The organism is Streptomyces sp. NBC_00252, assembly GCF_036187565.1.
Taxonomy (GTDB): Bacteria; Actinomycetota; Actinomycetes; order Streptomycetales; family Streptomycetaceae; genus Streptomyces.
The window spans coordinates 793,514-818,954 of sequence record NZ_CP108087.1; the positions used below are offsets into that span (position 1 = coordinate 793,514).

General features: G+C 70.4%; 26 protein-coding genes. 15 read left to right on the top strand and 11 right to left on the bottom strand.

All coding sequences use genetic code 11. From position 1 onward, the window contains the following. Positions 1–83 precede the first annotated feature (83 nt). Together OHT77_RS03470 and OHT77_RS03475 are read left to right on the top strand one after the other, a co-directional pair. A complete protein-coding gene (locus OHT77_RS03470; protein WP_328826455.1) occupies positions 84–971 on the top strand; it encodes a helix-turn-helix domain-containing protein in 888 nt (295 codons plus the stop codon). A gap of 185 nt (positions 972–1,156) precedes the next feature. Beyond that, entirely contained in the window at positions 1,157–2,122 is a 966-nt protein-coding gene (locus OHT77_RS03475) for an SMP-30/gluconolactonase/LRE family protein (protein WP_328826457.1), read from the top strand. 85 nt (positions 2,123–2,207) lie between these two features. Here the strand turns inward: OHT77_RS03475 and OHT77_RS03480 are convergent, their stop codons facing one another. After that, positions 2,208–3,797, bottom strand: a complete 1,590-nt coding sequence (locus OHT77_RS03480) for a glycoside hydrolase family 32 protein (RefSeq protein WP_328826458.1) — start codon at positions 3,795–3,797, stop codon at positions 2,208–2,210. Positions 3,798–3,978: 181 nt separating this feature from the next. Here OHT77_RS03480 and OHT77_RS03485 point away from each other — a divergent pair, with 181 nt between their 5' ends. The 4 genes from OHT77_RS03485 to OHT77_RS03500 are packed head-to-tail and all read left to right on the top strand — an operon-like array spanning position 3,979 to position 8,612. Continuing rightward, on the top strand, positions 3,979–5,388 hold the full coding sequence (locus OHT77_RS03485) for an extracellular solute-binding protein (protein ID WP_328826459.1): 1,410 nt from the start codon (positions 3,979–3,981) through the stop codon (positions 5,386–5,388). Then, positions 5,385–6,350: a carbohydrate ABC transporter permease gene (locus OHT77_RS03490; RefSeq protein WP_328826460.1), complete on the top strand. Its 966-nt coding sequence runs from the start codon at positions 5,385–5,387 to the stop codon at positions 6,348–6,350. Before OHT77_RS03485 ends, OHT77_RS03490 begins: the two co-directional genes overlap by 4 nt. A 13-nt stretch (positions 6,351–6,363) precedes the next feature. Beyond that, the gene (locus tag OHT77_RS03495; protein ID WP_328826462.1) at positions 6,364–7,224 is read left to right on the top strand and encodes a carbohydrate ABC transporter permease; all 861 of its coding nucleotides are present in this window, start codon (positions 6,364–6,366) and stop codon (positions 7,222–7,224) included. Further along, the gene (locus tag OHT77_RS03500) at positions 7,221–8,612 is read left to right on the top strand and encodes a glycoside hydrolase family 32 protein (RefSeq protein ID WP_328826463.1); all 1,392 of its coding nucleotides are present in this window, start codon (positions 7,221–7,223) and stop codon (positions 8,610–8,612) included. The genes OHT77_RS03495 and OHT77_RS03500 overlap by 4 nt, the downstream gene beginning before the upstream one ends. On the opposite strand, the gene OHT77_RS03505 is transcribed toward OHT77_RS03500, so the two are convergent. Beyond that, positions 8,575–9,639, bottom strand: a complete 1,065-nt coding sequence (locus OHT77_RS03505; RefSeq protein WP_266778544.1) for a LacI family DNA-binding transcriptional regulator — start codon at positions 9,637–9,639, stop codon at positions 8,575–8,577. The genes OHT77_RS03500 and OHT77_RS03505 overlap by 38 nt on opposite strands. Before the next feature lie 119 nt (positions 9,640–9,758). Beyond that, the gene (locus OHT77_RS03510; RefSeq protein WP_328826464.1) at positions 9,759–10,742 is read right to left on the bottom strand and encodes a helix-turn-helix domain-containing protein; all 984 of its coding nucleotides are present in this window, start codon (positions 10,740–10,742) and stop codon (positions 9,759–9,761) included. A 207-nt stretch (positions 10,743–10,949) separates the two neighbouring features. On the opposite strand from OHT77_RS03510, the gene OHT77_RS03515 reads away from it, so the two are divergent. Further along, positions 10,950–11,897: an NADP-dependent oxidoreductase gene (locus OHT77_RS03515; protein WP_328826466.1), complete on the top strand. Its 948-nt coding sequence runs from the start codon at positions 10,950–10,952 to the stop codon at positions 11,895–11,897. A gap of 36 nt (positions 11,898–11,933) precedes the next feature. Next, positions 11,934–12,434 (top strand): cupin domain-containing protein, encoded by a 501-nt coding sequence (locus OHT77_RS03520; RefSeq protein ID WP_328826467.1) that lies wholly within the window; start codon positions 11,934–11,936, stop codon positions 12,432–12,434. Between the two features lie 60 nt (positions 12,435–12,494). On the opposite strand, the gene OHT77_RS03525 is transcribed toward OHT77_RS03520, so the two are convergent. Further along, complete coding sequence (locus OHT77_RS03525; protein ID WP_443048195.1) at positions 12,495–13,415, bottom strand: NAD(P)-dependent oxidoreductase; 921 nt, start codon at positions 13,413–13,415, stop codon at positions 12,495–12,497. Positions 13,416–13,596: 181 nt separating this feature from the next. On the opposite strand from OHT77_RS03525, the gene OHT77_RS03530 reads away from it, so the two are divergent. Then, positions 13,597–14,196 carry a TetR/AcrR family transcriptional regulator gene (locus tag OHT77_RS03530; RefSeq protein ID WP_328826469.1) on the top strand — a complete coding sequence of 200 codons (600 nt, stop codon included), beginning with the start codon at positions 13,597–13,599 and terminating at the stop codon, positions 14,194–14,196. A 125-nt stretch (positions 14,197–14,321) separates the two neighbouring features. Here OHT77_RS03530 and OHT77_RS03535 read toward each other — a convergent pair whose 3' ends face one another. Next, positions 14,322–14,981 carry an MSMEG_1061 family FMN-dependent PPOX-type flavoprotein gene (locus OHT77_RS03535; protein WP_328826471.1) on the bottom strand — a complete coding sequence of 220 codons (660 nt, stop codon included), beginning with the start codon at positions 14,979–14,981 and terminating at the stop codon, positions 14,322–14,324. A 285-nt stretch (positions 14,982–15,266) separates the two neighbouring features. Here OHT77_RS03535 and OHT77_RS03540 point away from each other — a divergent pair, with 285 nt between their 5' ends. Continuing rightward, entirely contained in the window at positions 15,267–16,667 is a 1,401-nt protein-coding gene (locus tag OHT77_RS03540) for a glutamate decarboxylase (protein ID WP_328826472.1), read from the top strand. Between the two features lie 93 nt (positions 16,668–16,760). On the opposite strand, the gene OHT77_RS03545 is transcribed toward OHT77_RS03540, so the two are convergent. From OHT77_RS03545 to OHT77_RS03555, 3 genes are read right to left on the bottom strand one after another with little or no spacing between them, the layout of a single operon-like run. Further along, on the bottom strand, positions 16,761–17,822 hold the full coding sequence (locus tag OHT77_RS03545; RefSeq protein ID WP_328826473.1) for a threonine aldolase family protein: 1,062 nt from the start codon (positions 17,820–17,822) through the stop codon (positions 16,761–16,763). Positions 17,823–17,841: 19 nt separating this feature from the next. Next, positions 17,842–18,417 carry a helix-turn-helix domain-containing protein gene (locus tag OHT77_RS03550; RefSeq protein ID WP_328826474.1) on the bottom strand — a complete coding sequence of 192 codons (576 nt, stop codon included), beginning with the start codon at positions 18,415–18,417 and terminating at the stop codon, positions 17,842–17,844. Beyond that, positions 18,414–19,133 carry a metal-dependent hydrolase gene (locus OHT77_RS03555; RefSeq protein WP_328826475.1) on the bottom strand — a complete coding sequence of 240 codons (720 nt, stop codon included), beginning with the start codon at positions 19,131–19,133 and terminating at the stop codon, positions 18,414–18,416. Before OHT77_RS03555 ends, OHT77_RS03550 begins: the two co-directional genes overlap by 4 nt. Before the next feature lie 214 nt (positions 19,134–19,347). Between OHT77_RS03555 and OHT77_RS03560 the strand changes: the two genes are divergently transcribed. After that, positions 19,348–19,764, top strand: coding sequence for a winged helix-turn-helix transcriptional regulator (locus tag OHT77_RS03560; protein ID WP_328826477.1), 417 nt, complete (start codon positions 19,348–19,350; stop codon positions 19,762–19,764). Between the two features lie 2 nt (positions 19,765–19,766). On the opposite strand, the gene OHT77_RS03565 is transcribed toward OHT77_RS03560, so the two are convergent. Beyond that, positions 19,767–20,003 carry a hypothetical protein gene (locus tag OHT77_RS03565; protein WP_328826478.1) on the bottom strand — a complete coding sequence of 79 codons (237 nt, stop codon included), beginning with the start codon at positions 20,001–20,003 and terminating at the stop codon, positions 19,767–19,769. Positions 20,004–20,170: 167 nt separating this feature from the next. On the opposite strand from OHT77_RS03565, the gene OHT77_RS03570 reads away from it, so the two are divergent. The 3 genes from OHT77_RS03570 (at position 20,171) to OHT77_RS03580 (ending at position 23,461) form a co-directional block, all read left to right on the top strand. Next, positions 20,171–21,094, top strand: coding sequence for a zinc-binding dehydrogenase (locus OHT77_RS03570; protein WP_328826479.1), 924 nt, complete (start codon positions 20,171–20,173; stop codon positions 21,092–21,094). A gap of 210 nt (positions 21,095–21,304) precedes the next feature. After that, complete coding sequence (locus tag OHT77_RS03575) at positions 21,305–22,306, top strand: alpha/beta hydrolase (protein ID WP_328826481.1); 1,002 nt, start codon at positions 21,305–21,307, stop codon at positions 22,304–22,306. Positions 22,307–22,660: 354 nt separating this feature from the next. Continuing rightward, on the top strand, positions 22,661–23,461 hold the full coding sequence (locus OHT77_RS03580; RefSeq protein WP_328826482.1) for an inositol monophosphatase family protein: 801 nt from the start codon (positions 22,661–22,663) through the stop codon (positions 23,459–23,461). Between the two features lie 24 nt (positions 23,462–23,485). On the opposite strand, the gene OHT77_RS03585 is transcribed toward OHT77_RS03580, so the two are convergent. Continuing rightward, a complete protein-coding gene (locus OHT77_RS03585) occupies positions 23,486–23,899 on the bottom strand; it encodes a DUF6069 family protein (RefSeq protein WP_328826483.1) in 414 nt (137 codons plus the stop codon). 173 nt (positions 23,900–24,072) lie between these two features. Between OHT77_RS03585 and OHT77_RS03590 the strand changes: the two genes are divergently transcribed. Then, positions 24,073–24,738, top strand: coding sequence for a TMEM175 family protein (locus OHT77_RS03590; RefSeq protein WP_328826484.1), 666 nt, complete (start codon positions 24,073–24,075; stop codon positions 24,736–24,738). Between the two features lie 34 nt (positions 24,739–24,772). Here the strand turns inward: OHT77_RS03590 and OHT77_RS03595 are convergent, their stop codons facing one another. Further along, positions 24,773–25,378 carry a TetR/AcrR family transcriptional regulator gene (locus OHT77_RS03595; protein WP_328826486.1) on the bottom strand — a complete coding sequence of 202 codons (606 nt, stop codon included), beginning with the start codon at positions 25,376–25,378 and terminating at the stop codon, positions 24,773–24,775. Between the last annotated feature and the right edge of the window lie 63 nt (positions 25,379–25,441).

Sequence of the window (25,441 nt, forward strand, 5' to 3'; positions counted from 1 at the left end):
GGTGGAGGCAGGCGCCAGACCGGCCGGTGCCTACCCACAGTTGGGGCAGGCTGCGCTCTTCGAGTCGGCCCATACTCGGATCCATGACCGGAAAATCGCAGCTCGGGGACTTCTTGCAGGCGCGGCGCTCGCAGCTGCGTCCTGAGGATGTCGGGATGCCCACCTACGGAGACCTCCGGCGTGTGCCGGGTCTGCGGCGCGAGGAGCTGGCGCTGCTGGCGGGTGTGAGCGTGTCCTACTACACCCGGCTCGAACAGGGGCAGTCACTGAGCGCCTCCCCCGAGGTGCTGGACGCGATCGCCGGGGCGCTGCGGCTGGACGAGTCCGAGCGGCGGTACCTGCACGACCTGACCCAGGCGGACAGGTCGCGCACCCGGGGCCGGCGGCCTGCGCCGGAGCGGCTGACGGAGGCGGCGGCTCAGCTGATGGAGGTGCTGGCGGACGTCCCGGCGATCGTGCTCGGCCGGCGCAGTGACGTGCTGTCGTGGAACCGCCTGGGGCACGCGCTGTTCGCCGGGCACCTGGATCCGCACGCACCGGACCTGGCGGCGCGGCGTCCCAACATGGCCAGGCTGGTGTTCCTCGACTCTCACACCCGCGACCTGTACGCGGACTGGCCGAGCAAGGCCAGGGCGGTGGTGGGGAATCTGCGCCTGGTGGCGGCCGAGCATCCGCAGGACACCGCGTTGCACGCGCTGCTGGGTGAACTGAGCGCGAAAAGCGGGGAGTTCGCCTCGATGTGGGCCGACCACCGGGTCAAGGCCTGCGCCGTCGCCACCTACGAGATGCGGCACCCGCTGGTGGGCCCGTTGACCGTCGTCCAGCAGACCCTGAGCCACGGGCCGGGCCCCACCGTCGTCGTCGCCACCACGGAGACGGGATCGGCCTCCCGGGCCGCGCTGACCCTGCTCGCCCAGAGCACCGTCGCGGCCGACCCGGCGCGAAGGGAGTCCCGGCCGAGCACTGCCTGAACCCGCTCCATGCCAACGGGCGTTCGGCCGGTGCCTGCACGTACCCGTCCCGCCCATGTACGGATGACGACCTGCCGCCGCGCGTAACCCCGGGGCCGTACGCCCTCCCCGGCGGAACCCACACACCAACCCGACCCATGCGTCGGCGCGTTGCTGCCGCATGCCCGAAAACCACTGAAGGAACCATGTTCAAGAAGTTCTCCACGCCCGCGCTGTCCGCGGCCATCCTCGTCGCGGCCTCTGCCGCGGCGCTCACTCCGGCGTCCGCGTCGGCCGTCTCCGCCCCGCTGAGCAGTGCGCGGATCACCACACACTTCGACCTCGCCAAGGGCCAGACGCCGGAGAACATCGCCCTGGCACCGGGCGGCACCGCCTACGTCACGCTCGCCGCGGGCCGTCAGATCGCCGAGATCGCGCCCAAGGGCACCCTCAAGATCCTGGCCACCCTGCCCCAGCCCGCCGACGGGGGCGTCCACACCCCGGTCCTCGGCTTCCCCCTGACCGTCGGCATCGTCCGGGCCCACGACGGCACCCTGTACTTCCTCTACGCGACCGGCACCCCCGACCTCACCGGCGTGTGGCGCCTGCGCCCCGGCGGCGAACCGGAGCGCATCGCCGCGCTGCCCGCCGACGGACTTCCCAACGGCCTGGCGCTGGACGCGAGGACCCACACCCTCTACGTCACCGACTCCGTCCTGGGCACCATCTGGAGCGTGCCCACCACCGGCGGCACCCCCACCGCCTGGTCCACCGCACCCGAACTGGCCTCCACCGGGTTCCTCGGCGCCAACGGTCTGAAGATCCACCGAGGGGCGGTCTGGGCCACCAACCTCGACAAGGGCACGATCCTGCGCATCCCCATCCGCCATGACGGGCGCGCCGGTTCGGTCCGGACCGAGGCCACCGGCCTGCCGGGCATCGACGACTTCGAATTCACCGGCCACGGAGACCAGTTGCTGGCCGCCCTCAACGGCCCCAGCGAGGTCGCGTTGGTCCGGCCCGACGGCAGCCACTCCATCGTGCTGACCCCGGCCGACGGCCTGCAGAACCCCACGTCCGTCGCGCTGCGCGGCGACACCGTCTACGTACTGAGCGCCGCCTACGTCACCGCCAAGGATCCCAACCTCCTCCGCGCCCACCTGAACGACTGAGCGAGGTAATGGAAGTTGGGGATCGGGACAGGCCCGTCGCCGGTGGACCGGCGACGGGCCGCTTCCGCATACCCTCCACCCGGCCTCAGACCGAGAACTCCCGTATCACCGTGTTCCGGAACACCGCACTGCCGTCGATCGTGAACAGCGCGAGCCCGGTGTCGAGCAGATACGGAAACACCTGACTGGTGTGCACATGGCGGCCGTCGTCCACGAACATCTCCACGGACGTGCGGTCCACCAGGACGCGCAGCTTGACCGTGCCGGCGGACGGGTCGAACGGGGTGTGGCTCTCCTGCCAGTTGCCGGACGTGTCGGCGTTGACGGTGTTGCGCCGGTTGAGGAAGGCGTAGTTGCCGTAGATCCCGGCGTCGATGTGCCGACCGCCGCTGGGAGAGCGCCTCAACTGGACGCCCGCGCCGATGAGTTGGGACCAGGTGATCTCGGTCGTCAGCTCGTAGGAGATACCGGAGTAGTCGAGCACCTTCGTGCCGTCCACGGTGACGTCCCCCAGGTTCACCGTGCGGGAGACATGCGCGTCGAGGCCGGCGACGGGCTGGGAGGCGAGGTAGTACGTGCCGTCGGACGCCTTCGTCAGGGCGATCTCGCGGACGACGGAGTCGGTGCCGTTGAAGCCGTCGCAATCGATGGTGGGGGTGGTGTCGGCGTAGTCCCAGTTGTTCACCCAGCCGAGCGCGTACCGGGCGGCCGGGTCCACCGCGCCGCTCGCGTCCCGCTTCTCGAAGGTGACGGCGGCGTACCAGTCCCAGCCGTGGTCGAGCCACTGCGGGGCGCTCGCGTCGGCGGTGAACGCGCTGCCGTCGAAGGAACCCGTCCAGTAGGCATACGTGTTGGGCAGCCCCGAGCTCTTCCCGTTGGCGCTCACACCGAGCACCCACTTCACGGTGCCGTCGTCGGCGGTGATGCGGAACAGGTCGGGGCACTCCAGGACGCCGATGCCGTCGTGGACGAAACCGTTCGCGTACGTCCAGGACTTGAGGTCGTCGGAGTGGTAGAAGCCGACCTTGTCGTTCTCGGCGAGAGCCATCACCCAACGACCGCGGTCCTCGTCGCGGATCACCTTCGGGTCGCGGAAGTCGGCGACGCCGGGGTTGGGCAGGACGGGGTCGGTCCCGAAGTTGGTGAAGGTGAGACCGCCGTCGGTCGAGTAGTACAGGAACTGCTCCTGGTGGTCGGTGCCGCCGCCGGGGGACATCGTGACGATGACGACGACCGCGCCCGCGCCGAATCCGGCCGTGTTGCCGGTGTCGACGACCACCGAGCCCGACCAGAGATCGCCGTTGACCGTGGTGTCCTTGGGCACGGCGATCCCGCGGTCGGTGAAGGAGACCAGGTCCTTGGTGGTGGCCAGGCGCCACGCGGTGCCGACGACGCCGGTGAAGTAGTCGGCGTTGTAGAGGTAGTAGTAGTGGTACTCGCCGTCGATCCAGACGGGTCGCTGGGGGTCGTTCTTCCACTGGTCGGGGACCGTGAAGTGGTATCCGGCGCGGTAACTCGCCGCGTTCGCGGCGGAGTTGGGTTTCTTCCCGCCCTTGGCTCCGGGCCTGGGCCTCGGGGCGGCCTCGGCCGTTCCGGTGGACAGCAGCGCGGCGGCGGTGCCCGCCGCCGATCCCGCGAGCAGTGATCTCCTGGATATCCCCGACGTTCCGGGCATGACACATCGTTCCTCTCGTGGCGGCTCACGACGCGGAGGGCGTGAAAAAGCGGCTCGGCTGAACGAGGACTGTAGACCTAACTCGTTAAAGGTCAAGCGTTCCCGACCCTTGACAGGTCCGCCGCCCGGTTCCCATCATCTGGGTCATCAGCCCTGAACTAACACGAGTTAGGCCCGTTCGATGACTGACTCGCACCTCCCCCGCCGCACCCTGTTGCGGTACGGCGCGTACGGGGCCGGAGCAGCCGCCCTGGCCGGTACCGCCGCGTCCTGGGACCGGCTCACCGGAGCCGACATCCCCGGCCGTGACGACGGCTCCCTCGTTGTCGCCACCCTCGGCTCCGCCTTCGACCCGGCCACCGTCGACGCCCTCACCAAGGGCTTCCACCGGCTCCATCCCGACATCCCGCTGCGGGTGAACGCGGTGCAGGCCGTCGACTGGTCGGACTTCTTCGCGAAGATCCTCACCCAGATCGCCGCGGGCACCGCGCCCGACCTGGTGTATGTGGCCACCGAGGGCGTGCAGTTGTTCGCCCGGCAGCTCGGCGTGCCCCTGGACCGCTGGGTGCGCCGGGACGCGACGGAGCTGCGCGAGTACTTCGCCGACGTCCACCCCTCACTGGTGGAGTCGATGATGTACGAGGGCAACCTCTACCAGCTGCCCATGGAGTTCAACGCCGCCGACATGTACCTCAACAAGCAGGTGCTGAAGCGGGCCGGCGCGGACTTCCCCGCGGCCGACTGGAACCGTGACGACTTCACCGCGCTGCTGCGGCAGTTGAAGCGTCGCGGCGGCTCGCACTTCACGCCGTACTTCTGGACGAACCGTCTGTGGGGCGGGGTGGTGCCCTGGCTCTTCGCGAACGGCACGAACCTGCTGAAGGAGTCGAAGGCACCCGGCGGCTCCTGGCTGTGGGACACCTTCTACCCGGCCGCCGACCGGAGGGGGCGCGGCGGCGGCTTCCGCTGGACGACCCCGCAGGCCACCACCGACCGGGTCGAGGAGGCGTACGACTATCTCGCCTCCCTCGTCCGGGACGACCTGTGCACCCGGCCCGAGGGCGGCAACGGCAGCAACCTGGTCGGCGTGTTCTCCACCGGCCGCGTCGGTGTCACCCCGGCGGGCGGCTTCTGGGCGGGCGGCCTGCAGCTGGCCGGCATGCGGGCCACCGACTACGACGTGCAGTACTTCCCGCGCTGGCGCACCCAGCGCCACCAGTTCGGAGCCGCGGGCTACGCGCTGCTGCGCACCTCCAAGAAGCAGGAAGCCGCCTGGGAGTTCATCAAGTACGCGGCCCGCAAGGACACCATGACCCGGCTGTTCCGGAGCAACCAGACCACCCCTGCCCGGCGTTCGATGCTGAATGCCGCCCGCTACGCCGCGAGCGGCCCGGCGCACTGGCGGGTCTTCTACGACACTCTCGACCGTTTTCCCGACACCGGCCCGATCCCCGCGCCGCCGCAGGTCGCCGAGGTGACCGACGTCCTGCTCAAGTACACCGGCACCGCGCTGGCCTCGCCGCGCGCGGTGGGTCCCGCGCTGCGCCGGATGCAGGGCGACCTGGAGCAGGCCATGGAGCGTGAGGTATGACGAACACCCAGGTCCCCAACTCCCACGTCCCGGACGTGAGTTCGCGGCCCGCCACACCATCCGCCGCTTCCGTACGACCGTCCGTCCGAGACCGGGGCACCCGGCTGCTGGCCACGCTGTTCCTGGCGCCCACGGTCGTCGGCATCGTCGTCTTCACCGTGGTGCCGATCGTCGGGTCCGTCGTGCTGAGCCTGTTCCACTGGAACGTGATCGACCCGCCCCGGTTCGCCGGCGGCGCCAACTACCGTACGACGTTCACGGATTCGACCGTCCTGGTCTCCTTCCGCAACACGCTCGTCTTCATGGTCCTCGCGGTCACGCTGCAACTGCTGATCGCGCTGTCGCTGGCGCTCGCGCTGAACGGGCGGATGCCGGTGTGGCTGCGGTCGCTGTTCCGTTCGGCGTTCTTCTTCCCGCTGGTGCTGTCCGCCGCGTCCATCTCGGTGGTGATGAAGTACCTGTTCAACCAGGACTTCGGGGTGGTGAACTGGCTGATCGGCCTGGTCGGCATCGCGCCAGTGCCCTGGCTGACCTCGGAGCACGCGGCGATGGCCACGGTGATCCTGGTCTACGTCTGGCAGCAGTTCGGCTTCTCGTTCCTGCTGTTCATCGGCGGTCTGAACAACATCCCCAAGGAGATCCACGAGGCCGCCGCCCTCGACGGCGCGACCGGCCTGCGCAAGCACCTCGGCATCACTCTGCCCCTGCTGTCACCGACGCTGCTCGTCGCGTCGGTGGTCGGCATCATCAACGCCCTCCAGGTCTTCGAGCAGCCCTACGTCCTCACCGACGGCGGCCCCGGCGACGCCACCCGCACCGTCGTGATGGTGATCTACGAAAGGGCCTTCGAGCAGCTCGACTTCGGCGAGGCATCCGCGGTGGGCGTGCTGCTCTTCGCGCTGATCATGGCGGTCACCGCCCTCCAGTTCCGGCTCAGCCGGCGTTTCGTCCACTACCAGTGAGCCGGTGAGCCGCATGAGCCAAGCAACCCCGCCCCTGACCCTGAGTCGTGTCCGTCACTCACTCTCCCCCTGGGCCCGCATCGCCGGGCTGACCGTGTGCGCCCTGCTGACGCTGGGCCCGGTCATCTGGACCGTCGCCACTTCGCTGCGCACTCCGGCCCAGTCCTTCGACCTGCCCCCGCAGATCATCCCGACCCACCCGACGGCCTCGGCCTACCGCGGGGTCTTCCAGCAGATCGACGTGTGGCTGCTCGCCCTGAACTCCACGCTGGTGACGGCCTTGATCGCTGTCGGCCAGATGATCACGGCGGGCCTGGCCGGATACGCCTTCGCCCGCCTCGAATTCCGTTTCAAGAGGCCGCTGTTCGGCCTGGTCCTGGCGACGATGATGGTGCCGTTGCAGGTCACCATCGTGCCGGTGTTCCTGGTGCTGAAGACGATGGGCCTCACCGACACACTCCTCGGCCTGATCATCCCGGCCTTCCCGACCGCCTTCGGCACGTTCCTGATGCGCCAGTACTTCCTCGGCATGCCGAAGGACCTGGGCGAGGCGGCCATGCTGGACGGCGCGGGACCCTGGCGGATCTTCCGCTCGGTGTACGCGCCGCTGGCCACACCCGGCCTGGCGATCGTCGGCGTGCTGGCCTTCAACTACCACTGGAACGAGTTCTTCCGCCCGCTGATCCTGGAGACCTCCAGCCAGAACTACACGCTGCCGCTGGGTCTGGTCTCGCTCCAGGGCAACCTCGGCACCGGGTCCATCTCGGTGGTCCTGGCCGGGGTCGTGCTCTCGATGCTTCCCGCCGTCGCCGTGTTCGCCGTCGGTCAGCGCCCTCTCCGCGAGGGCATCACGTCCGCAGGAGTCAACCGTTGAGCCCTGACCCCAACGTGCCGCGTTTCAGGGTCCGTCCGCCCGCCGGCTGGATCAACGACCCCAATGGGCCGTTCCGTTGGCGGGACCGCTACCACCTCTTCTACCAGCACAACCCCGACGCCCCGGTGCACGCGAACGTCCACTGGGGCCACGCCTCCAGCGCCGACCTCGCCCACTGGGAGCACCACCCGATCGCCCTCACCCCGACGCCCGGCGGCCCCGACGAGGCCGGCTGCTGGTCGGGCTGCGTGACCGACGACGCGGGCACACCGACCGCCGTGTACACGGGAGTTGACCGCACTCACACCGGACTCGGCACCATCTGCGTGGCACGGGCGGCCGACCCGGACGACGACCTCCTGACCGAGTGGCAGCCGCTGCCCACGCCGGTGGTGACCGGGCCACCGCCGGGACTTGACGTGGTGATGTTCCGCGACCCGTTCATCTTCCGCTGCGCGAACAGGCGTTGGGCCCTCGTCGGCGCCGGGCACGCCGACGGCACACCGTCGGTCCTGCTCTACGACTGCGACGACCTGACCGACTGGCGCTTCGCCGGTGTGCTGCTGGACGGCAGGGACCCGGTGGCCGCCGACGCGTTCGGCGACAAGTCGGTGGGCTGGGAGTGCCCGCACCTGTACCGCACAGCAGGCGGTGACCACGTACTCCTGGTGTCCCTGTGGGACGGCGACCCCTGTTCCACGGGTTACCTGACGGGCCGTCTGGAGGCCGACGGACAGGGCGCGTTGAGGTTCGAACCGCGCATCGGCGGCCGGCTCGACCAGGGCCGGGACTTCTACGCTCCCGCCGTGCTCCAGGAGCCGGACCGCGCACTGCTGTGGGGCTGGTCGTGGGAGGCCCGCCCGGAGGAGGAGGTTCTGCGAGCCGGTTGGGCAGGCGTCCTCACGGCGCCCCGGGTCGTCGACGTCCACCCCGACGGTTCACTGCGGGTGAGTCCGGCCTCGGAACTCGAACTCCTGCGCCCGGCCGAGCCGTTCGTCACCGCGCCGGGCCGGGTTCCGCTTCCCCTCGCGTACGACCTGACGGTCACCGCGTGCGGTCCGACCACGGTGACCCTGCTCCGGGACGCGGCGGGCCGGGAGTTGACCGTCCGGGCGGACCCCGCCTCGGGGACCGTCGTCCTCGACCGCAGCGCCTGGCCCCGGACCGGCAGGGAGGGTTCAGCCCCGATCACCGTGCACGTCCCGAAGGAACCGGAACTCACGCTCCGGCTGCTCGTGGACGGCTCGCTCCTCGAACTCTTCGTCGCGGAACGGGCCATGGTCACCGAGCGCGTCTACCGGCGCCCCGGCGACATCGCCGAACTGGTCGTCGACGGACCGGGTGCCCGGGTCACCGGGTGGGCGCAGGACCCACGGAGTCGCGGCTGACGACAGGGCAGGCCAGGCGCCGGACGGTCGGGGGCGGCGTACGGCCCGCCTCGATGGCGTCCAGGAGCAGCCGGGCCGCCGCCTCACCCATCGCCCGGTGCGGCAGCGCGACGGAGGTGAGCGGCGGGGTGAGGAACGCGGCCATGTGCTCCTGGTCGTCGTAGCCGACCACCGACAGATCGGCGGGCACGTCGATCCCGAGCCGGGTCGCGGCGTGCAGGACGCCCGCCGCGACCCGGTCGTTGTAGCACAGGACGCCGGTGGGACGACGGCCCGGCTCGACCCCGTCGAACAGGCGCAGCGCCCCCGCGTATCCGGTGGAGATCTCGCCGCCGCCGCGCACGATCCACTCCGCGGGCACGGTGACGCCCTCGGCGCGCAGCGCGTCCCGGAAGCCGCGGGTCCGTTCCACCGAGGCGATGTCGTCCAGACCCCCGATCACGGCGAGCCGGCGGTGGCCGGCACCGAGCAGCAGCCGGGCGGCGGTACGGCCACCGGCGCGCTCGGCGGGGACCACGGCGGGCAGGGAGTCGTCGTCGGGCAGGCAGTTGGCCAGCACGGAGTGGGTGCGGTGCAGGCCCTCGGGGACGCGGACCCGGCGCAGCGACATGGCGGCGTAGATGATGCCGTCCACGCGCCGGTCGAGGAGTTCCGCGACGGCCGCGTCCTCCTTGGCCGGGTCACCGCCGGAGTCGACGGTGAGGACGAGGTGGTCGCTGTCCCAGGCGGTCTCCATCGCGCCGCGCAGCAGCCGGCCGGCGAACGGCGAGGACGCGATCTCGTCGGTGACCAGCCCGATCACGGCCGTACGGCGGCGGCGCAGTCCGCGGGCGACCGGGTCGGGGCGGTAGCCCAGCTGGGCGGCGGCCTGCCGGATGCGTTCCTGGGTGGCGGGCGAGAGGTTGCCGTCGGCGCGGCCGTTGAACACGAAGGACACCGCGGTGTGCGACACACCGGCGATCCGGGCGACGTCCCGTGACGTCGGGCGCCCGGTGCCCGTGCTTCTGCTGTCCTCGGCACCGCCCACGCCGTCCGCCGTCCTCCCCCGGTTCGTCCCTGTCGATCATTGCCCACCCTATCCGCGGGGAGCGCCACGGCACACAGGAGATGCTCAGGGCGGAAACGACGCGGCGGTCGGCTGGGGCGTCACGTCGACCGGCGGGCGAAGTGCGCCGGTGTCGCGCCGTAGTGCTTCTTGAAGGCGCGGATGAAGTGGCTGCTGTCGGTGAAGTGCCAGCGCGCTGCGGCCTCGGAGACGCCGAGCCGTGAGCCGGAGGCGGTGAGCGCCTCTGCCGCCTCCTCCAGGCGTCGGCGGCGGATGTAGGAGCTGAACGACTCGTCCAGACTCGCGAAGGCCCGCTGCAACGTCCGTACGGAGACGTGCAGTTGGGCGGCGACCGAGGCGGGCGACAGCTCGGCGTCGGTGAGCCGGGCCTCGGCGAGGTTCTTCGCCGCTTGTGCCAGCGCGGGGGTGAAGACGGGCTCATGGTCGTCGAACCGGTCGAGGATCAGGCCCTTGGCGAGTTCGAGCAGCGAGTTGCGGGACGCGTGCGCACCCGCCGGGCCGAGGTCGCCCACGATCCGCTGCACCGTGCTCGTGTGTGCCATGAGGATCTGCGCGGCGGGCGAGTCGGCCCGGCCCGTGCGCGGCTTCCCGGCGACGAGGGACCGCAGGGCATCACCAGGAAAGATGAAGATGCGGGTGCCGATCACCGGCGTGGTGTGGAAGTGGTTCTCCGTCACGACATGGTGCATGAAATAGGTGCCGGCCGAGACGTGCGCGTCACCGCCCTGATCGTGCGGGTCCTGAAGAGCGACCGCGCCGCGCAGACCGACGTACAGCCGGACCTGATCGTGCTCGTGGGTCCCGACCGCGCGGGTGCTCACGGCCGAGGACGCCCACATCTCGTTGACGGCGGTGTCCTCCAGGGCGACCGAGCGCATCGTTCCCCGGAAGCCGTCGACCGTGGAGGCGCTGAACTCCGGCAGGGGATAGAGGTCCCCCATGCGGTCGTTCCAGGTGTCGATGAACGGCTCCCACGTGCCCCGGCCCGGGCCGGTGGAGTCGGCGTCGACGGTGAACGTGCCCACCTTGCGGCCCGGCCCGAGAAAGCGCGGCCTGCTCGTCATGTGTCCTCCGCCCCGGTGAGGATGTCGCCGGAATCCCATCCCGTGTCGCGAACGTACACGCTTTCGCCGTACGGCTGTTCCTACGCTGGGCTGCGCTTCGACCCGCCGACGATCTACGACCCGTCGGCTGCCCCGGCGCCACACCACTCCGCGCCGCCTCTCTCCGGACGGCGCTGTCACGACCTCTCGCACGAAGGCAGAAAAACCATGAAGGCAGTGCGTTTCCACGAGTACGGCGACCCCGACGTCCTGCGTCACGAGGACGTGGAGCAGCCGGTTCCCGGTGCCGGGGAGGTGCGGGTCCGGGTCGCGGCGACGTCCTTCAACCCGGTCGACGCCAACATCCGCGCCGGTTTCATGCAGGGGCCGATCCCGGTGACGCTGCCGCACACCCCCGGCATCGACGTCGCGGGCACGGTCGACGCGCTGGGCGAGGGCGTGACCGGCGTCCAGGTCGGCGACCAGGTCATCGGCTTCCTGCCGATGGCGGGACCCGGCGCCGCCGCGGAGTACGTCGTGGCACCGGCCGAGGTCCTGACGCCGGCGCCCAAGAGCATCGAGCTGTCGGACGCGGCCGCGCTGCCGCTGGTGGGACTGACCGCGTGGCAGGCGCTGTTCGAGCACGCCGGGCTGACGGCCGGGCAGCGCGTGCTGGTCAACGGCGCGGGCGGAGCGGTCGGCGGCTACGCCGTGCAGCTGGCCCATCAGGCAGGCGCCCATGTGATCGCCACCGCCGGACCGCGCAGCGACCTGCGGGTCACGGCGGCGGGCGCGGACGAGGTCATCGACCACACGACCGGCGATGTCGTCACGGCGGTGAGCGAGCCGGTCGACGCCGTGCTCAACCTCGCACCGGTCGAGCCGGCCCGACTGACCGCGCTCCTCGGCCTGATCCGCCCCGGCGGTGTCCTGGTGAACACCACGGTGTGGATGCCCGCGCCCAGCGACGAGGAGCGCTCGGTACGGGGCATCGACCTCTTCGTCCGCAGCGACGCGGAGCAGCTCGCGCACCTGGTGGAGCTGGTCGACGGCGGCGAGCTGCGCGTCGAGGTCGCCCGGCGGGTACCGCTGGCCGAACTCCCGGCCCTGCACGCCGACGCCGCCGCGGGCGCTCTGCCCAGCGGCAAGGTCGTCGTCATCGCGTCCGGCAACTGACTCCCGCCCGACCGATCCCGGAAGGACGCGACCCCGATGATCCCCGACGACGATCCGACCCGCTCGCTGACCGTGGCGGATCCCGACGACCCCGCCACGACGTACATCTCCCTGGTGGGTAACACCTACGCGATGCTGATCACCGGCGAACAGACCGACGGCCGGTACTGCCTGATCGACATGCGCGTCCCCGACGGCGGCGGGCCGCCCCCGCACCGCCACGACTTCGAGGAGATGTTCACGATCCTCGAGGGCGAGATCGAGTTCACCTTCCGCGGCGAGCAGCACACGGTACGGGCCGGCTCCACGGTCAACATCCCGGCCAACGCCCCGCACAACTTCCGCAACACGTCCGGCGCACCGGCCCGCATGCTGTGCATGTGCACCCCCGCCGGCCAGGACGAGTACTTCACCCGCATCGGCGATGTCGTCGCGGGCAAGGACGCTCCGCCACCGCAGCTGACGCAGGACGAACTCGCTGAACGCCGCCGCCGCGCAGCCGAGTTGGCGGCGGACTACCGCAGCGAGTTCCTGTGATCGGACTGCCGGTCAGCACCTGGTTGACCGTGTGATCCCGGGCGTCGACCGGACGGGACGTCACCGCCCCGACGTCGACGACCAGGCCGTAGCGCTCGATCGTCCGGCCCGTCCACGCTCCCCCACGGAGTGCGGGCGGGCCTCGGTCCTGGCCTCCAGCGCGTGCAGGACGGCCACCATGTCCTCACCGCCGTGGCCCTGTGCGACGGTCTCGCCGTAGAGGGCATGGCAGATGTCGAGGAGCGGAGAGGCGAGGCCCGCCTCGCGGGCGGCCTCCGCGATCAGCCGGTTGTTCTTCAGTACGTCCGCTGCCGCCGCCTGAACGGCGAAGTCGCGGGTCACCAGCTTGGGCCCCTTCACCCGGGACACGGAGCTGGCCATCGGTCCCGCGTCCAGCACGTCCCGGAGCAGACGCTGGTCGAGCCCGTGCCGGTCCGCGAAGTGGAACGCCTCGGCCAGTCCGGTGACGAGCGTGATCAGGAACAGGTTCACCGAGAACTTCATCAGCAGGGCGCCCGGTACGGCACCGCAGCCGAACGTCTCCTGGCAGACGGGCGCGAGCAGCGGCCGTACGGCGTCCACCGCGTCGGCGTCCCCGGCCAGCATCCCCACCAACTCCCCCTGTTCGGCGGGGAGTCGGGACCCGGAGACCGGAGCCTCGACGTATCTCCCGCCCGCGGCCCTGATGTCGTCCTGGAGGCCGGCCGAGTACTCGGCGGAGGTCGTGCCCATGTGGACGACGGTGTGTCCGGCGACCCGGGCCGCGAAGTCCGCGGTGCCGCGCCCGAGCACCGCGTCCATGGCCGTTTCGTCGGCCAGCATGAGGAACACGATGTCGTCGGCCCGGTCGAAGACCTCGGCGGGGTCCGCCGCGACCTCGGCACCGGCGGCCGACAGGGGTTCACAGCGGCTGGGCGTGCGGTTCCAGACCACGAGCGGTGTGCCCGCGCGGGCGAGGTTGAGCGCCATGGGCTGCCCCATGACCCCGAGGCCGACGAAACCCACGTACCGCACGATGTACCACCGTTCCCGTCCGGCGGAGCAGCCGGAGCCTGCCCCCACCGCCGACTATGACGGTCGTCATAGTAATCCACTCTATGACAGCCGTCATAGACTGAGCCCTGCACAGCGGACGGAACAGCGACGAAGGCCAGGGAGAGCGATGACTGAGGTGTCAGGACACGGTCCGCGCGAGCGGATGGTCTTCAGCGCGGCGCAGCTCATCCGGCGCGACGGCGTCTCCTCGACCGGGATGCGTGAGGTCGCCGTGCACGCGGGCGCGCCGCGTGGTTCGCTCCAGCACTACTTCCCCGGCGGCAAGGAGCAGTTGGTCAACGAGGCGGTGGGCTGGGCGGGCCGCTATGCGGGCAAGCGCGTCGCCCGCTTCCTCGACGCGCTGCCCGAACCGACACCCAGCGGACTGTTCGGCGAGATGGTCCGCCAGTGGACCGACGAGTACGAGAGCGCGGGTTTCGCGGGCGGCTGTCCCGTGGCCGCCGCGACGGTGGACTGTGCGGAGAAGAACGCCTCCACCCGGCAGGCCGCGGCCGACGCGTTCGCCACCTGGTCCGGCCCGGTGGCCCGCGCTTTGGTGGACATGGGCGTGCCCACGAAGCGGGCGGGTTCGCTCGCCACGCTCATGATCAGCGCCCTGGAGGGCGCCGTCCTCATCGCCCGGGCCGAGCAGGACGTCCGCGCCCTGACGACCGTGGCCCGCGAACTGGGCCCGCTTCTCGACTCGGCGACGAACGAGGCCGGCTGACCGGTCGCCAAGCCGTGGCCGCAGTGACGCCGTCGCACGCCAACGGGCCCTGGAACCACACTCGTTGGACCATCACCGCCTACCGGGGCAACGGCGCACAACCTCAAGCTCCGACGACCACCCCGTCACTCGTACCGGTACTTCAACGAATCCGCCTCCGACTGCTCCACATCCGCGATGGTCAGCTCGGGCATCCGCAGCTGCGCCAGGGTCACCTCTGCCGAGGTCGGCTGGGCGTCCGCCGGGAGCCACTGGTCGGGCTTCCAGGCGGCGCTGCGCAGAAGCGCTTTCGGGCAGTGCGGGTAGACCTCCTCGATGCCCAGGACCAGCGCGCTGGCGGGCGGTTTGCCCACGGCGGTCAACTGGGAGAGGAGGTCGGGGCGGGTGGAGACGCACGCTCTGCCGTTGACGCGGAGGGTGGTGGTGCGGCCGGGGATGACGAACAGCAGCCCGGCCCGGCCGGTGGCGATGACGTTCTGCAGGGTGTCGAGCCGCTTGTTGCCGGTCGCGTCCGGAATCGCCAGCGTCCGCTCGTCCAGGACGGCCACGAACCCGGCGGGGCCGCCGCGCGGGGAGACGTCGCAGTTGCCCTCGGCGTCCGTGCTTGCGACCAGGACCAGCGACGAGCAGCCGATCAACTGCCGTGTCTGCTCGGTGAGTTCGGTCATCTGCTTCCGTACGGCGGTCTCGCGCGGAAGTCCGTAGACCTGGCGCAGCGTGTCCTGGTCGCGTACGGCATCGGGACGGAGCGAGTCGAAGGCACTGCCGGCAAGAAGTGACGTCATGCCTACGAGCCTAACCAGCCGCCCCGCCGGGCGGACCTGACCGGACCCCGGGACGTATCCGCCGGGTCGGACCGAGATCAACTGACGAAAGGACCAGGTCAGCACCGTCGGCAGCCCTCTCTTGTCCTGCAAAAAGTAATGCCCAGTATGTACAAGGGAAAATCCAGTTCATCAGTCCGCAAATCGATCACTGGATCGGTGTAATCGGCACATACGCCGCGCCTCCCGGCGATCTAGCGTCTGAGTGCACGGGGCCGCACGGACCAGAAAGGCATCCAGACACTCATGCCCATCCCGCATACCGACGTCATGCCCGAAGCCGAGTTCGACACCCTCACCCTTGCCCGCGGCGTCGGGCAGCCGCCCGCCGTCGACCTGTTGACGCCGGTCGACGAACTGCCCGAGCTGTCCTCCTCCCCCGACCTGGTCTGCCGCCGCGTACGCGACGAGCTGATGCTCGACGGCAACGCCCGCCTCAATCTCGCCACCTTCGTGACGACCTGGATGGAGCCGCAGGCAAGGGAGTTGATGGCGGAGACCGCCGAGAAGAACCTCGCCGACCGCGCCGAGTACCCGCAGATCACGGCGATGGAGGAGCGCTGCGTCCGGATGCTCGCCCGGCTCTGGCACGCGCCGCAGCCGGGGCAGGTCCGCGGCTGCTCCACGACCGGTTCGAGCGAGGCAGCGATGCTCGGCGGGCTCGCCCTCAAGCGCCGCTGGCAGGAACGCCGCCGCGCCCAGGGCAAGGACACCGCGCGGCCGAACATCGTGATGGGTGCGAACGTCCAGGTGTGCTGGAAGAAGTTCGCCAACTACTTCGAGGTGGAGCCGCGTTACGTCCCGATGGAGCCGGGCCGCTACCACCTCACGCCGGACACGCTCACCGCGTACTGCGACGACAACACCATCGGTGTCGTGACGATCCTCGGGTCCACGTACGACGGTTCCTACGAGCCCGTCGCGGACATCTGCATGGCCCTGGACGGCTACCAGGCCGCGACCGGCACCGACATCCCCGTGCATGTCGACGGCGCGTCCGGCGCGATGGTCGCGCCGTTCCTCGACCCGGGTCTGATGTGGGACTTCCAGCTGGAACGCGTCGCCTCCATCAACACGTCGGGCCACAAGTACGGGCACGTCTTTCCCGGCCTGGGCTGGGCGTTGTGGCGCAACGCCGAGGCCCTCCCGAACGACCTGGTCTTCGAGGTCGACTACCTCGGCGGCAGCTCCCCCAGTTTCACCCTCAACTTCTCCCGCCCGGGCGCCCATGTCGTCGCCCAGTACTACAGCTTCCTCCGCTACGGCTTCGAGGGGCTGCGCAATCTCGCGGACCAGAGCCGCACCACGGCCCGCGCGCTCGCCGCCCGCATCCGGACCATCGCCCCCTATGAGTTGATCACCGACGGTTCCGAACTCCCGGCGTTCGCCTTCCGGCTGGCGCCCGGCACGCAGGGCTTCACGGTGTTCGACGTCTCCCACGCCATGCGGGCCCGCGGCTGGCACCTGCCCGCGTACGACTTCCCCGCCCCCTGCCAGGACGTCTCCGTGCTGCGCCTGGTGGTGCGCACCGGGTTCACCGCAGAACTCGCTGGCATGTTCATCGCCGACCTGACCGAGGTCACCCGCAACCTCCACACCGTCCGGCCGTCGCTCGCTCCGCTGATCAAGCCCCTCGTCGCGACCTGACGACCCCGCACGGCACGCCACGGTCTCCGTAACCGGCCGCCGTCCCCTTCGCTCTGCGACGCCACGCTTCCCTTCGGTACGCCGGCACGCCCCTCAGTGGGTGTGTCGACGTACCGCGTCGAGGAGTTGGTCGATGTCGTCGGCGCTGTGCGAGAAGGCGGTGACGAAGCGGACGATGCCCGGTTCCCAGCGGTCGTGGTAGAAGGCGTAGCCCTCGGCGAGCAGGCCCTCGGTGACCTGCTGGGGCAGGCGACAGAACAGGATGTTGGCCTGCGGAGTCGCCAACAGGCCTGCTCCGGCAAGGGACTTGAGGCCGTCGCCGAGGCGGGTGGCCATCGCGTTGGCCTGGCGCGCGTTGCGCAGCCACAGGTCGTCGGTGAGGTACGCGTCGATCTGGGCGGTGTGGAAGCGCATCTTGGACGCGAGTTGGCCCGCGCGCTTGGCCCGGAAGGCCAGTTCGGCGGTGAGCGCGGGATCGAAGGAGACGATCGCGTCGGCGGTCATCGCACCGTTCTTGGTCGCACCGAACGACAGCACGTCGACGCCCGCCTTCCACGTCATCTCGGCCGGAGTGACGCCGAGTTGGACCAGGGCGTTGGCGAACCGCGCCCCGTCCATATGGACGCGCAGGCCCGCGTCCTTGGCGACGGCGGACAGCTCCCGGATCTCCGCGACCGTGTAGACGCTGCCGCTCTCGGTGGCCTGGCTGATGCTCACCGCGGACGGCTGCACGCTGTGCACGTCACCGGCCCGGCGCCGCACCGCCGCCCGCAGCGCGTCCGGGTCGATCTTGCTGTCGTCACCCGGGACACCGACGAGCTTGGCCCCGTTGGTGAAGAACTCCGGCGCACCGCACTCGTCGGTGTTGATGTGGCTGCCGGGGTGGGAGAGCACGCTGCCCCAGGGCGGGGTGAGGGCGGCCAGGCTCAGCCCGTTGGCGGCGGAGCCGGTGGAGACGGGGAAGACGTCGACGTCCCGCTCGAAGATCTCGGCGAGCCTGCGGCGGGCGCTCTCGGTGAAGGGGTCGTTGCCGTACGGCAGGACCTGCCCCTCGGCCGCGTCGGCGACGGCGCGGGCTATCTGCGGGGACGCTCCGGCCATGTTGTCGCTGATGAAGGCACGGCTGGACGTTGTGGTGGCGATGGTGGTGCTCATGGGCGGGGGTCCCTCGGTGTCAGGTGCTGATGGGGGAGGCGAAGACGACGGTGATGTCGACTTCCTCGGCGCCGGTGCGATAGAAGTGCGGGGCGTCCCCGGCGAAGGCGAGCATGTCGCCCGGGCCCAGGTCCTGCGGGGCGTCGACGGGTCCCGCGGTGACGTGTCCGGTGGCGATGAGCAGGTGCTCGATGGTGCCGGTGGCGTGCGGGACGCCGGCCAGCTCCGTCTCCGGCGGGATGCGCAGCCGCCAGATCTCCAGGCTGTTGCCGCTGCTGATCCGGCGCAGCAACTCCCGGGAGACTTCCCCGGGTTCGATGTCCGTGCCGGGCCGGAAGACGGGGCCGGTGTCGGCGTCGCGGGCCAGCAGGTCGGCGATCGGGATGCGCAGGGCGATGGCGATCGCGTCCAGGGTGTCGATCGTGGGGTTGCCGTTCCCGGCCTCCAGCTGCGACAGGGTCGCCTTGCTCAGCCCGGCCCGCCGGGCCATCTCCGCCGCGCTCATCCCGCGCTGCTGACGCCGCAGCCGGATCTTCGCGCCGACCGCGGCCGCCGTACTGCTCACCGGCCGACGGGCGGGCGGCGGGGGCGTCATCGGGAGCTCCGGTGGGTCGCGCTGTAGGACACGCGGATGCGGCCCTTCTTGACCTTCAGCGTCGGCAGCACCACCTCGGCGAGATCTCCGAGCCGGCGCACATGCGTGCCCCCGCAGGGCGCGGAGTGCAGCGTCCCGAGACTCACCGAGCGCCGTCCGTCCGGAAGGTACCGCGAGGTGACCGGCAGATCGTCGGCGACCGCGGACGCTACGGCGGCACGCAACTCGGCGGTCACGGCCTCCCGGCCCTCCGGATCGGCCAGCCGCGCATCCGCCTCCGGCACCTGGAACTCGATCCGCGCCTGCCCGGGAAAGTGGTTGCTCGCGGCCATCTCCCACCCCTGCGCCCGCCCGGCCGCCTCGATGAGATGCCCGGCCGTGTGCAGCGCGGCATGCGCCGCCCGAACCTCAAGGTCGATCCGGGCCCGCACCCCCTCCCCCACGGCGAACTCCGGAAGCGCACCTCCCCCGGCGGCCATCACCACGACCAGCCCGGCCTCCCGAACCGGCACGACCTCCACGTCCGCCACCCACCCCCGGTCGGCGGGCTGCCCACCACCCTGCGGATGGAACAGACAGTCCGCTACGGCCGCCCACGGCGCGCCGTCCCTCTCGCCGACCGCGATCACGCGCGTGTCGACCTGCTCCAGGTAGGTGTCGTCGAGGTACACGCTGTTCTGCGTGCCGACCCGTGAATCCACGATCGAATGAACCATGCGTTCACTATACCGAACCATACGAGAGATACTGAACGCATCGTTCGTTTTAGTCAACGCTTCCGCTTGCCCGCCGACTCGGGCCTCAACGGCGACATCGGCTGCTACTCGGAGTACTGGCCGAACACCACGATCGCCACGATCACCAGGCGGGTTACGCTCGATTCGTAAGTAGGCACTCTCGGGTGCGTTGCACTCCTGGCGGGAGAACCGGATGGCCACCACGGCGAAGCGGGCGCAGGCGCGTGAGATCGAACCGGGCACGTACGAGGCGTACATGCACGACTGCCCCGCGGTGGCGCTGCTCTCCACGATCAGCAACCGGTGGGTCAGCCTGACCATGTGCACCCTCGGGTCCCGCGGTGAGGCGATGCGCTACAGCCACATCAGCCGCGAGATCCCGGGCGTCAGCCAGAAGATGCTCACCCAGACCCTGCGGATGCTCGAACGCGACGGCATGGTCAGCCGGACGGTCACCCCGACCGTGCCGGTACGCGTCGACTACGAACTGACCCCGCTCGGACAGGGGTTGTACGCGCTGCTGTCCCAAGTGCGCGACTGGGCCGCCCTCAAGACCGACGAGGTCGACGAGGCGCGCGCGCAGTACGACGCCCGACAGACCGACCGGTAGCGCTAGTTGGTGCCGGCGATGAGTTCACCGAAGAGCTTGTTCGCGGCGTCCGAGGTGAACTGGCGCCGGAGTTGGGCCCGTGCGACCTGCTTGCGGAACTCGCCCTCGTAGCCGGTGAACCCGGCGTTGTGCATGGTGTCGGTGATCCAGGCCGCGAACGCCTGGTAATTCCAGATGTGGGGCAGACAGGTCTCCCTGGCGGATGAACGGCGCGGGCGCTCTGCCGGGGATCGGATCACAGGTCAGCACATTTTCGAGGCTTGTCGGCATCGCACGGGACGCCACCGGTGAATCAGAGCGGGAATCCACCCAGGGGTGTAACGCACTTTAAAGTGCCTACTTACTAATCGATCGTAACTCCCCTAGCGTCTGTGGTGTTCGAGATCGCAAACGAAGGAGCGAGATCATGCGTGCCGCAGTCGTCAGGAAGATCGGTGGACCCGAGGACGTCGAGGTCGTGGAGGTCCCGCTCCCGGTGCCCGGCCTCTTCGAGGTCCGCATCAAGGTCGCGGCCGCCGCGCTCAACCCCGCCGACGCCGCCGTGTGGGGCGGGTTCTTCGGGCCGCTGGACGGGGTCGAGTTCACGGGCCTCGGCCTGGACGCCGCCGGGACGATCGACGCGGTCGGCCCGGGTGTGCTCCTCGAAGTCGGCACGCCGGTCATCGCGTTCGACGCCCCCGTGGACCGTCCCACGAAGGCCCAGGCCGAATACCTGGTGAGCGACCTCAACTCCATCGCCCCCGCCCCGGAGGGCATGGACCTGACGCTCGCGGCGACGATCCCGCTCAACGCGACGACCGCCTTCATGGCCCTGGACCACCTCCCGCTGCGCCCGCACGACACCCTCCTCATCACGGGCGCCGCCGGTGCCGTAGGCGGCTACGCCGTCGAGCTGGCACGGACCCGGGGCATCCGGACCGTCGCTCAGGGCCGCCCGGACGACGAGGAGTTCCTGCGCGGTCTCGGCGCCACCTGGTTCGTGTCACGGGACGAGGAACTCGACTCTGCCGTACGTCAGTTGGTCCCGGACGGCGTCGACGGCGTGCTCGACGCGGCGGCGCTCGGCGCACCCGCGCTGGCGGCCGCACGTGACGGCGGCATCTACGTGAGCGTGCGCATCGACACGCTCCCGACCCCGGAGCGAGGCGTGGTCGTACGCCACACCAGCGCCGGCCCCGAACCCACCCGCCTCGCCCTCCTGTCCGCCCTCGCCGAGGTGGGCGTCCTGACCCCACGGGTCGCGCAGACGTTCCCCCTCTCGGAAGCCGCCGAAGCCCACGCCCAGCTCGCCCGGGGCGGCCAGCGGGGCCGCATCGTCCTGATCCCCTGACAGGCGAGACGGCCCTACGGCAGCGGAGGGGCAACAGAGTTCACCGACTCCGGGCAGGTCCCTGGCCCCTCCGCCGACCAGGGGACCGGACGGAAGTGGAGGAAGCATCTCCACGTCTATTGATGTTTTTTTACGACCGTGACAGAGTCGCTATACGGCACCTCGCTCGCCCGGTGTGCACGCAGCGAGTCGACGACGATCGGAGAGAACATGACCAGGCCTCCGTCCGCTCCCCAACTCCCCGTCCCCACCGCCAAGTTCATCGCCCCGCCCGACCTCACCGACAGCACCCTGCTCGACGTCAGTTCGAGTCCGCAGATGTCCCTCGGCTCCGTCGACATCGCAAGCCACCCCGATGTCGTCGTCGGCACCGTCGACCTGCCCGACGGGACATCCCGCGAGCTGAAGGCCGACATCCTCCGCCCCGCGACGGACGAACGGCTTCCGCTGGTCCTGTTCCTCCCCGGCGGCGCGTTCCTGCGCTGCAACAAGGCGATGGCGTACGACGTGCGCCGGCACATCGCCGCATCGGGATTCGTCGTCGCGAGTGTCGAATACCGCGTCGTCCCCGACGGCGGCACCTACCTGGACTCCGTGCACGACGTACGGGCCGCCCTCGTCCAACTGCGCCAGTACGCCGACGACTTCGGCATCGACCCGCGCAAGGCCGCCCTCTGGGGCGAGTCGGCCGGCGGGCACGTGGCGGCGCTGACGGGTGTCACGAACGGTCGGCCCGAGTTCTCCGGCACCGACCCCCTGAGCACCGTGCAGGCCGTGGTCGACGCCTTCGGCACCTCCCTCTTCTCCGCGATCGCCGACGACTTCGACGAGGCGGCACGACTGCACTACCGGCGCACGCCCACACACTTCTCCGCCTACGTCGGCAAGGCCGGTGCCCTGTTCTCGGAGATCCCCGAAGCGGTCGCCGACGCCGATCCCGCGACCCATGTGACGGAGTCGGCAGCGCCGTTCCTTCTCCTCCACGGCAGCGAGGACACGCTCGTCTCGCCCTCCCAGACACAGCACGTGCACCAGGCGCTCCGCGCCGCCGGCGTGGACAGCACGCGCTACGTCGTCGCCGGGGCGAACCACGGTGACCTCGGAGTCCTCCCGGATTCAGCCGCGGCACGCGCGTGGTCCTCCGCGACCGTCACGAACGTCATCACGGAATTCCTGCACCGCCACCTCGACGGCGCCGACCTGCCGAAGTAGGCGACTCGGTCCGTTGTCGGCGACCGCGACGGCCAACACGCCACCCCAGCCGACGAGTTACTCCCCTACGACACCGCGGACCGCACCCCCGCACCCCGTCCGCCCCGCCGAAGTGTCGTCCCGAAAAAAGTCCGCGTTCATCCGGTCGTTCCCGAACCCCACCGCCACGCCTGCCTATCGTGCGCCGGACCAAGGCGTTCCGCCTCAGGAGGCATTGGATGCCGCCGCCGGGGTGCCGCTGCTCCTGGACACCGGGGATTCGGTGATCGACACAGCGCACGCGGGACGCCGAACTGTTCTCCTGGGGTGTGGACGCGATCCTGAGCAACGACGTGAACGGGGTGGTGAAGAGCTGTGACGGACAAGCTTGACCTGGACGGTGCTCTGCGGGTGGCCCTGGAGCTGGCCGAGTGGGCGTCGGAGGCGATCCGCAGCGGGAACCGAGGGGGTGCGGGTCCGGTCCGGGAGAAGGAGAGCCCGGCCGACATCGTCACCGACACGGACGAGGCCGTGGAACGGCACGTACGCGCGGTCCTGCGGCGGGAGTTCCCCGACTGGGGCATCGACGGCGAGGAGTACGGCGCCGAGGAGGGCACGTCCGCCGACGCGCCGCACTGGGTGATCGACCCCGTCGACGGAACGACCAACTACGCGCACGGACTTGGCTGGTGTTCCTTCTCCCTGGGCCTCGCGGAACCGGACGGCTCCCCGCTGCTCGGCCTGGTGGCGGACCCGTGGCGCGGCGAGGTCTTCACGGCGGTACGGGGCAAGGGCGCCCACCTGAACGGAACCCCGATCCACGCGGCGGACCACACCACGCTCACGGGCCATGTCTTCCTGACGGAGTGGGCGGCCCACGCGCACTGGCCGGGCCTCGACGCGCTCCTCGCGCGGCTGTCCGAACGGCACTGCACGGCCCGCGTGATGGGCTCGACCGCGCTGTCCCTGGTCCAGGTGGCGGCCGGCCGGGCGACAGCTGCCGCGATCGGCGAGTTCCACCCGGTGGACGGCCTGCCCGCCCTCCTCATCGCGACCGAGGCAGGAGCCGTCGCCATGCCTCAACTCCCCTCGTACGGCGAGCCGTTGCTGCTCGTGGCACCGGAAGCGGCGGCGGAGGCCGGGGAGTTGTGGCGTACGACGGTCGGGGCCGCCTAGCGGATCGGCGGCAAGGTGATGCCCCTACGACAGGGGCATCACCTTCCGGTACGCGACCACGGCCGCCGCGGCCACCGTCACGTGCATCAGCAGCAGCGCGCCGACACCGGTCGCGCCCCCGTCGCCGTAGAGCAGGAAGTCGGGGACGAAGGACACCAGGACGAGGGTCGGTACCAGCCAACGGACCAGCGCCCGGGGGTCGTTCGAGACCTTGCGCACGATCGACCAGCCGAGGGCTCCGGCGAGTACGCCGAGCGTCGTCAGGAAGATGTACGACGGTGCCTTCAGGGGCTGGAAGTCGTCGGGTGCGCCCGCGGCCAGGGCGAGTTGGGCGATGACGGTGTCCGCCGCAGCGGCCAGGACGATCGCGGCGAGCAGACCTCCCGCGACGGCGAGCGGACCACGGCGGACGGCGACGGCGTCAGAGGCAACAGACATGACAGCTCCAGGGAGGGGATCGCGGGCGGGGGCTCGGACAGTCCCGCGAGGAAACGTTTGAAGACTCAAACGGAAGTCTGACCAACTCCGTTTGAAACTTCAAGCGCGCCTCCCGACTGTGGGCCCCGCGCTCCCTAGGATCGGGTCCACGATCTTGACCCCTGGGAGTGCGGATGAGCGAGGATGTGCGGCCGGAGCCTGGGCTCTCGCCGGAGCGGCTGGTCTTCTTCACGGACGCGATCTTCGCGATCGCGATGACGCTGCTGGCCGTGGAACTGGAGCGCCCGGGCGAGGAGGAGCGGGCGTCGGCCGGTGCGCTCGGGCATTTCCTGGTGGACCAGCGGAACTCGTATCTGGCGTTCGTGCTGGCGTTCATCCTGCTGTGGTCGGTATGGCGTCGGCATCACCAACTCACGGACCAGATCCGGGTGTTGTCACCGACCTTCGTGTTCTGGCACGCGCCGTTCCTGCTGCTGGTCGCGTTCCTCCCGTTCCCCACCGCCGTCATCGGTTCCTCGATCACCAACCCGATGGCGCAGACCCTCTTCGCCGGCACGATGGCGGGCATCGTCTTCTGCGAGGTCGCCCTCAAGGAGGTCTCGGCCGACGGCGGTCTCGTCATCGGCGACGTCGCCCGGGCCCGCCGGCACGCCGACGCCTCGTGGGCCGTGGGCCTGTGGTTCGTCCTGAGCCTGGGCCTCGCCTGGGTGTTCGGCTACGCCTACGTCCTGTGGCTCTTCGCACCGCTGGCCGCCTCCTACGGCGGGCCGCTCGTCACCCGCCTGCGCGCCCGGCACACCCACCCGCACGACGACGCGACTCCGCCGACCGGGTCGTAGAAGAAGGATCAGGCATGTGCGGGAACGGCCGCCGTCAGTCGCTCAGGCAGGTCTTGATCATGCGGGCGAGGCGGCGTTCCATCACGGTCAGGGTCTCGGGCGAGGGGCCGTCGTCCTCACCCAGCAGGGCGCCGAGGCCGAACAGGCCGAGGCCCAGGGTGAGGGATTCCAGCAGCCGGATCTTGGCCGCGGCCTCGGGGTCGTCCGCGAGGAGCTCGCGCCAGGGGCCGCGGATCCGTCGTTCCAGCTCGTGCTCGAGGAGCTGTCCGCCGTCCAGGTCGATGGAGCGGACGAGGGCCAGCGCGGGGGTCCTGCGGTCGACGTCCTGCCAATAGACCATGAGGTCCGCCGCGAACTCGTCGACCTCCGTGAGGGGTTCCACCTCGTCGGTGTGGGACTGGGCCACAAGGTCGAAGAGGGCCCGCTTGGACACGAAGTAGCGGTTGACGAGTGCCGGTGTGACGCCCGCGTCGTCGGCGATGTCCTGAAGGGTCACATGGGCGTAGCCGCGCTCCGCGAACCGTCGGGCCGCCGCTCGCTGGATGTCGTCGCGCGTCGCGGCGGAGTCCTTGGGACGGGGTACGCCGCGCCCACTGGGACGAGCCGGTCGCGTCCCTTCGGATGGGCCTGCGGCACTCATGCGGGCCAGTCTGCCACGCGGACCGCGTTCGTATCGTTCAGTGAAGTGACGTGAACTTCCGCA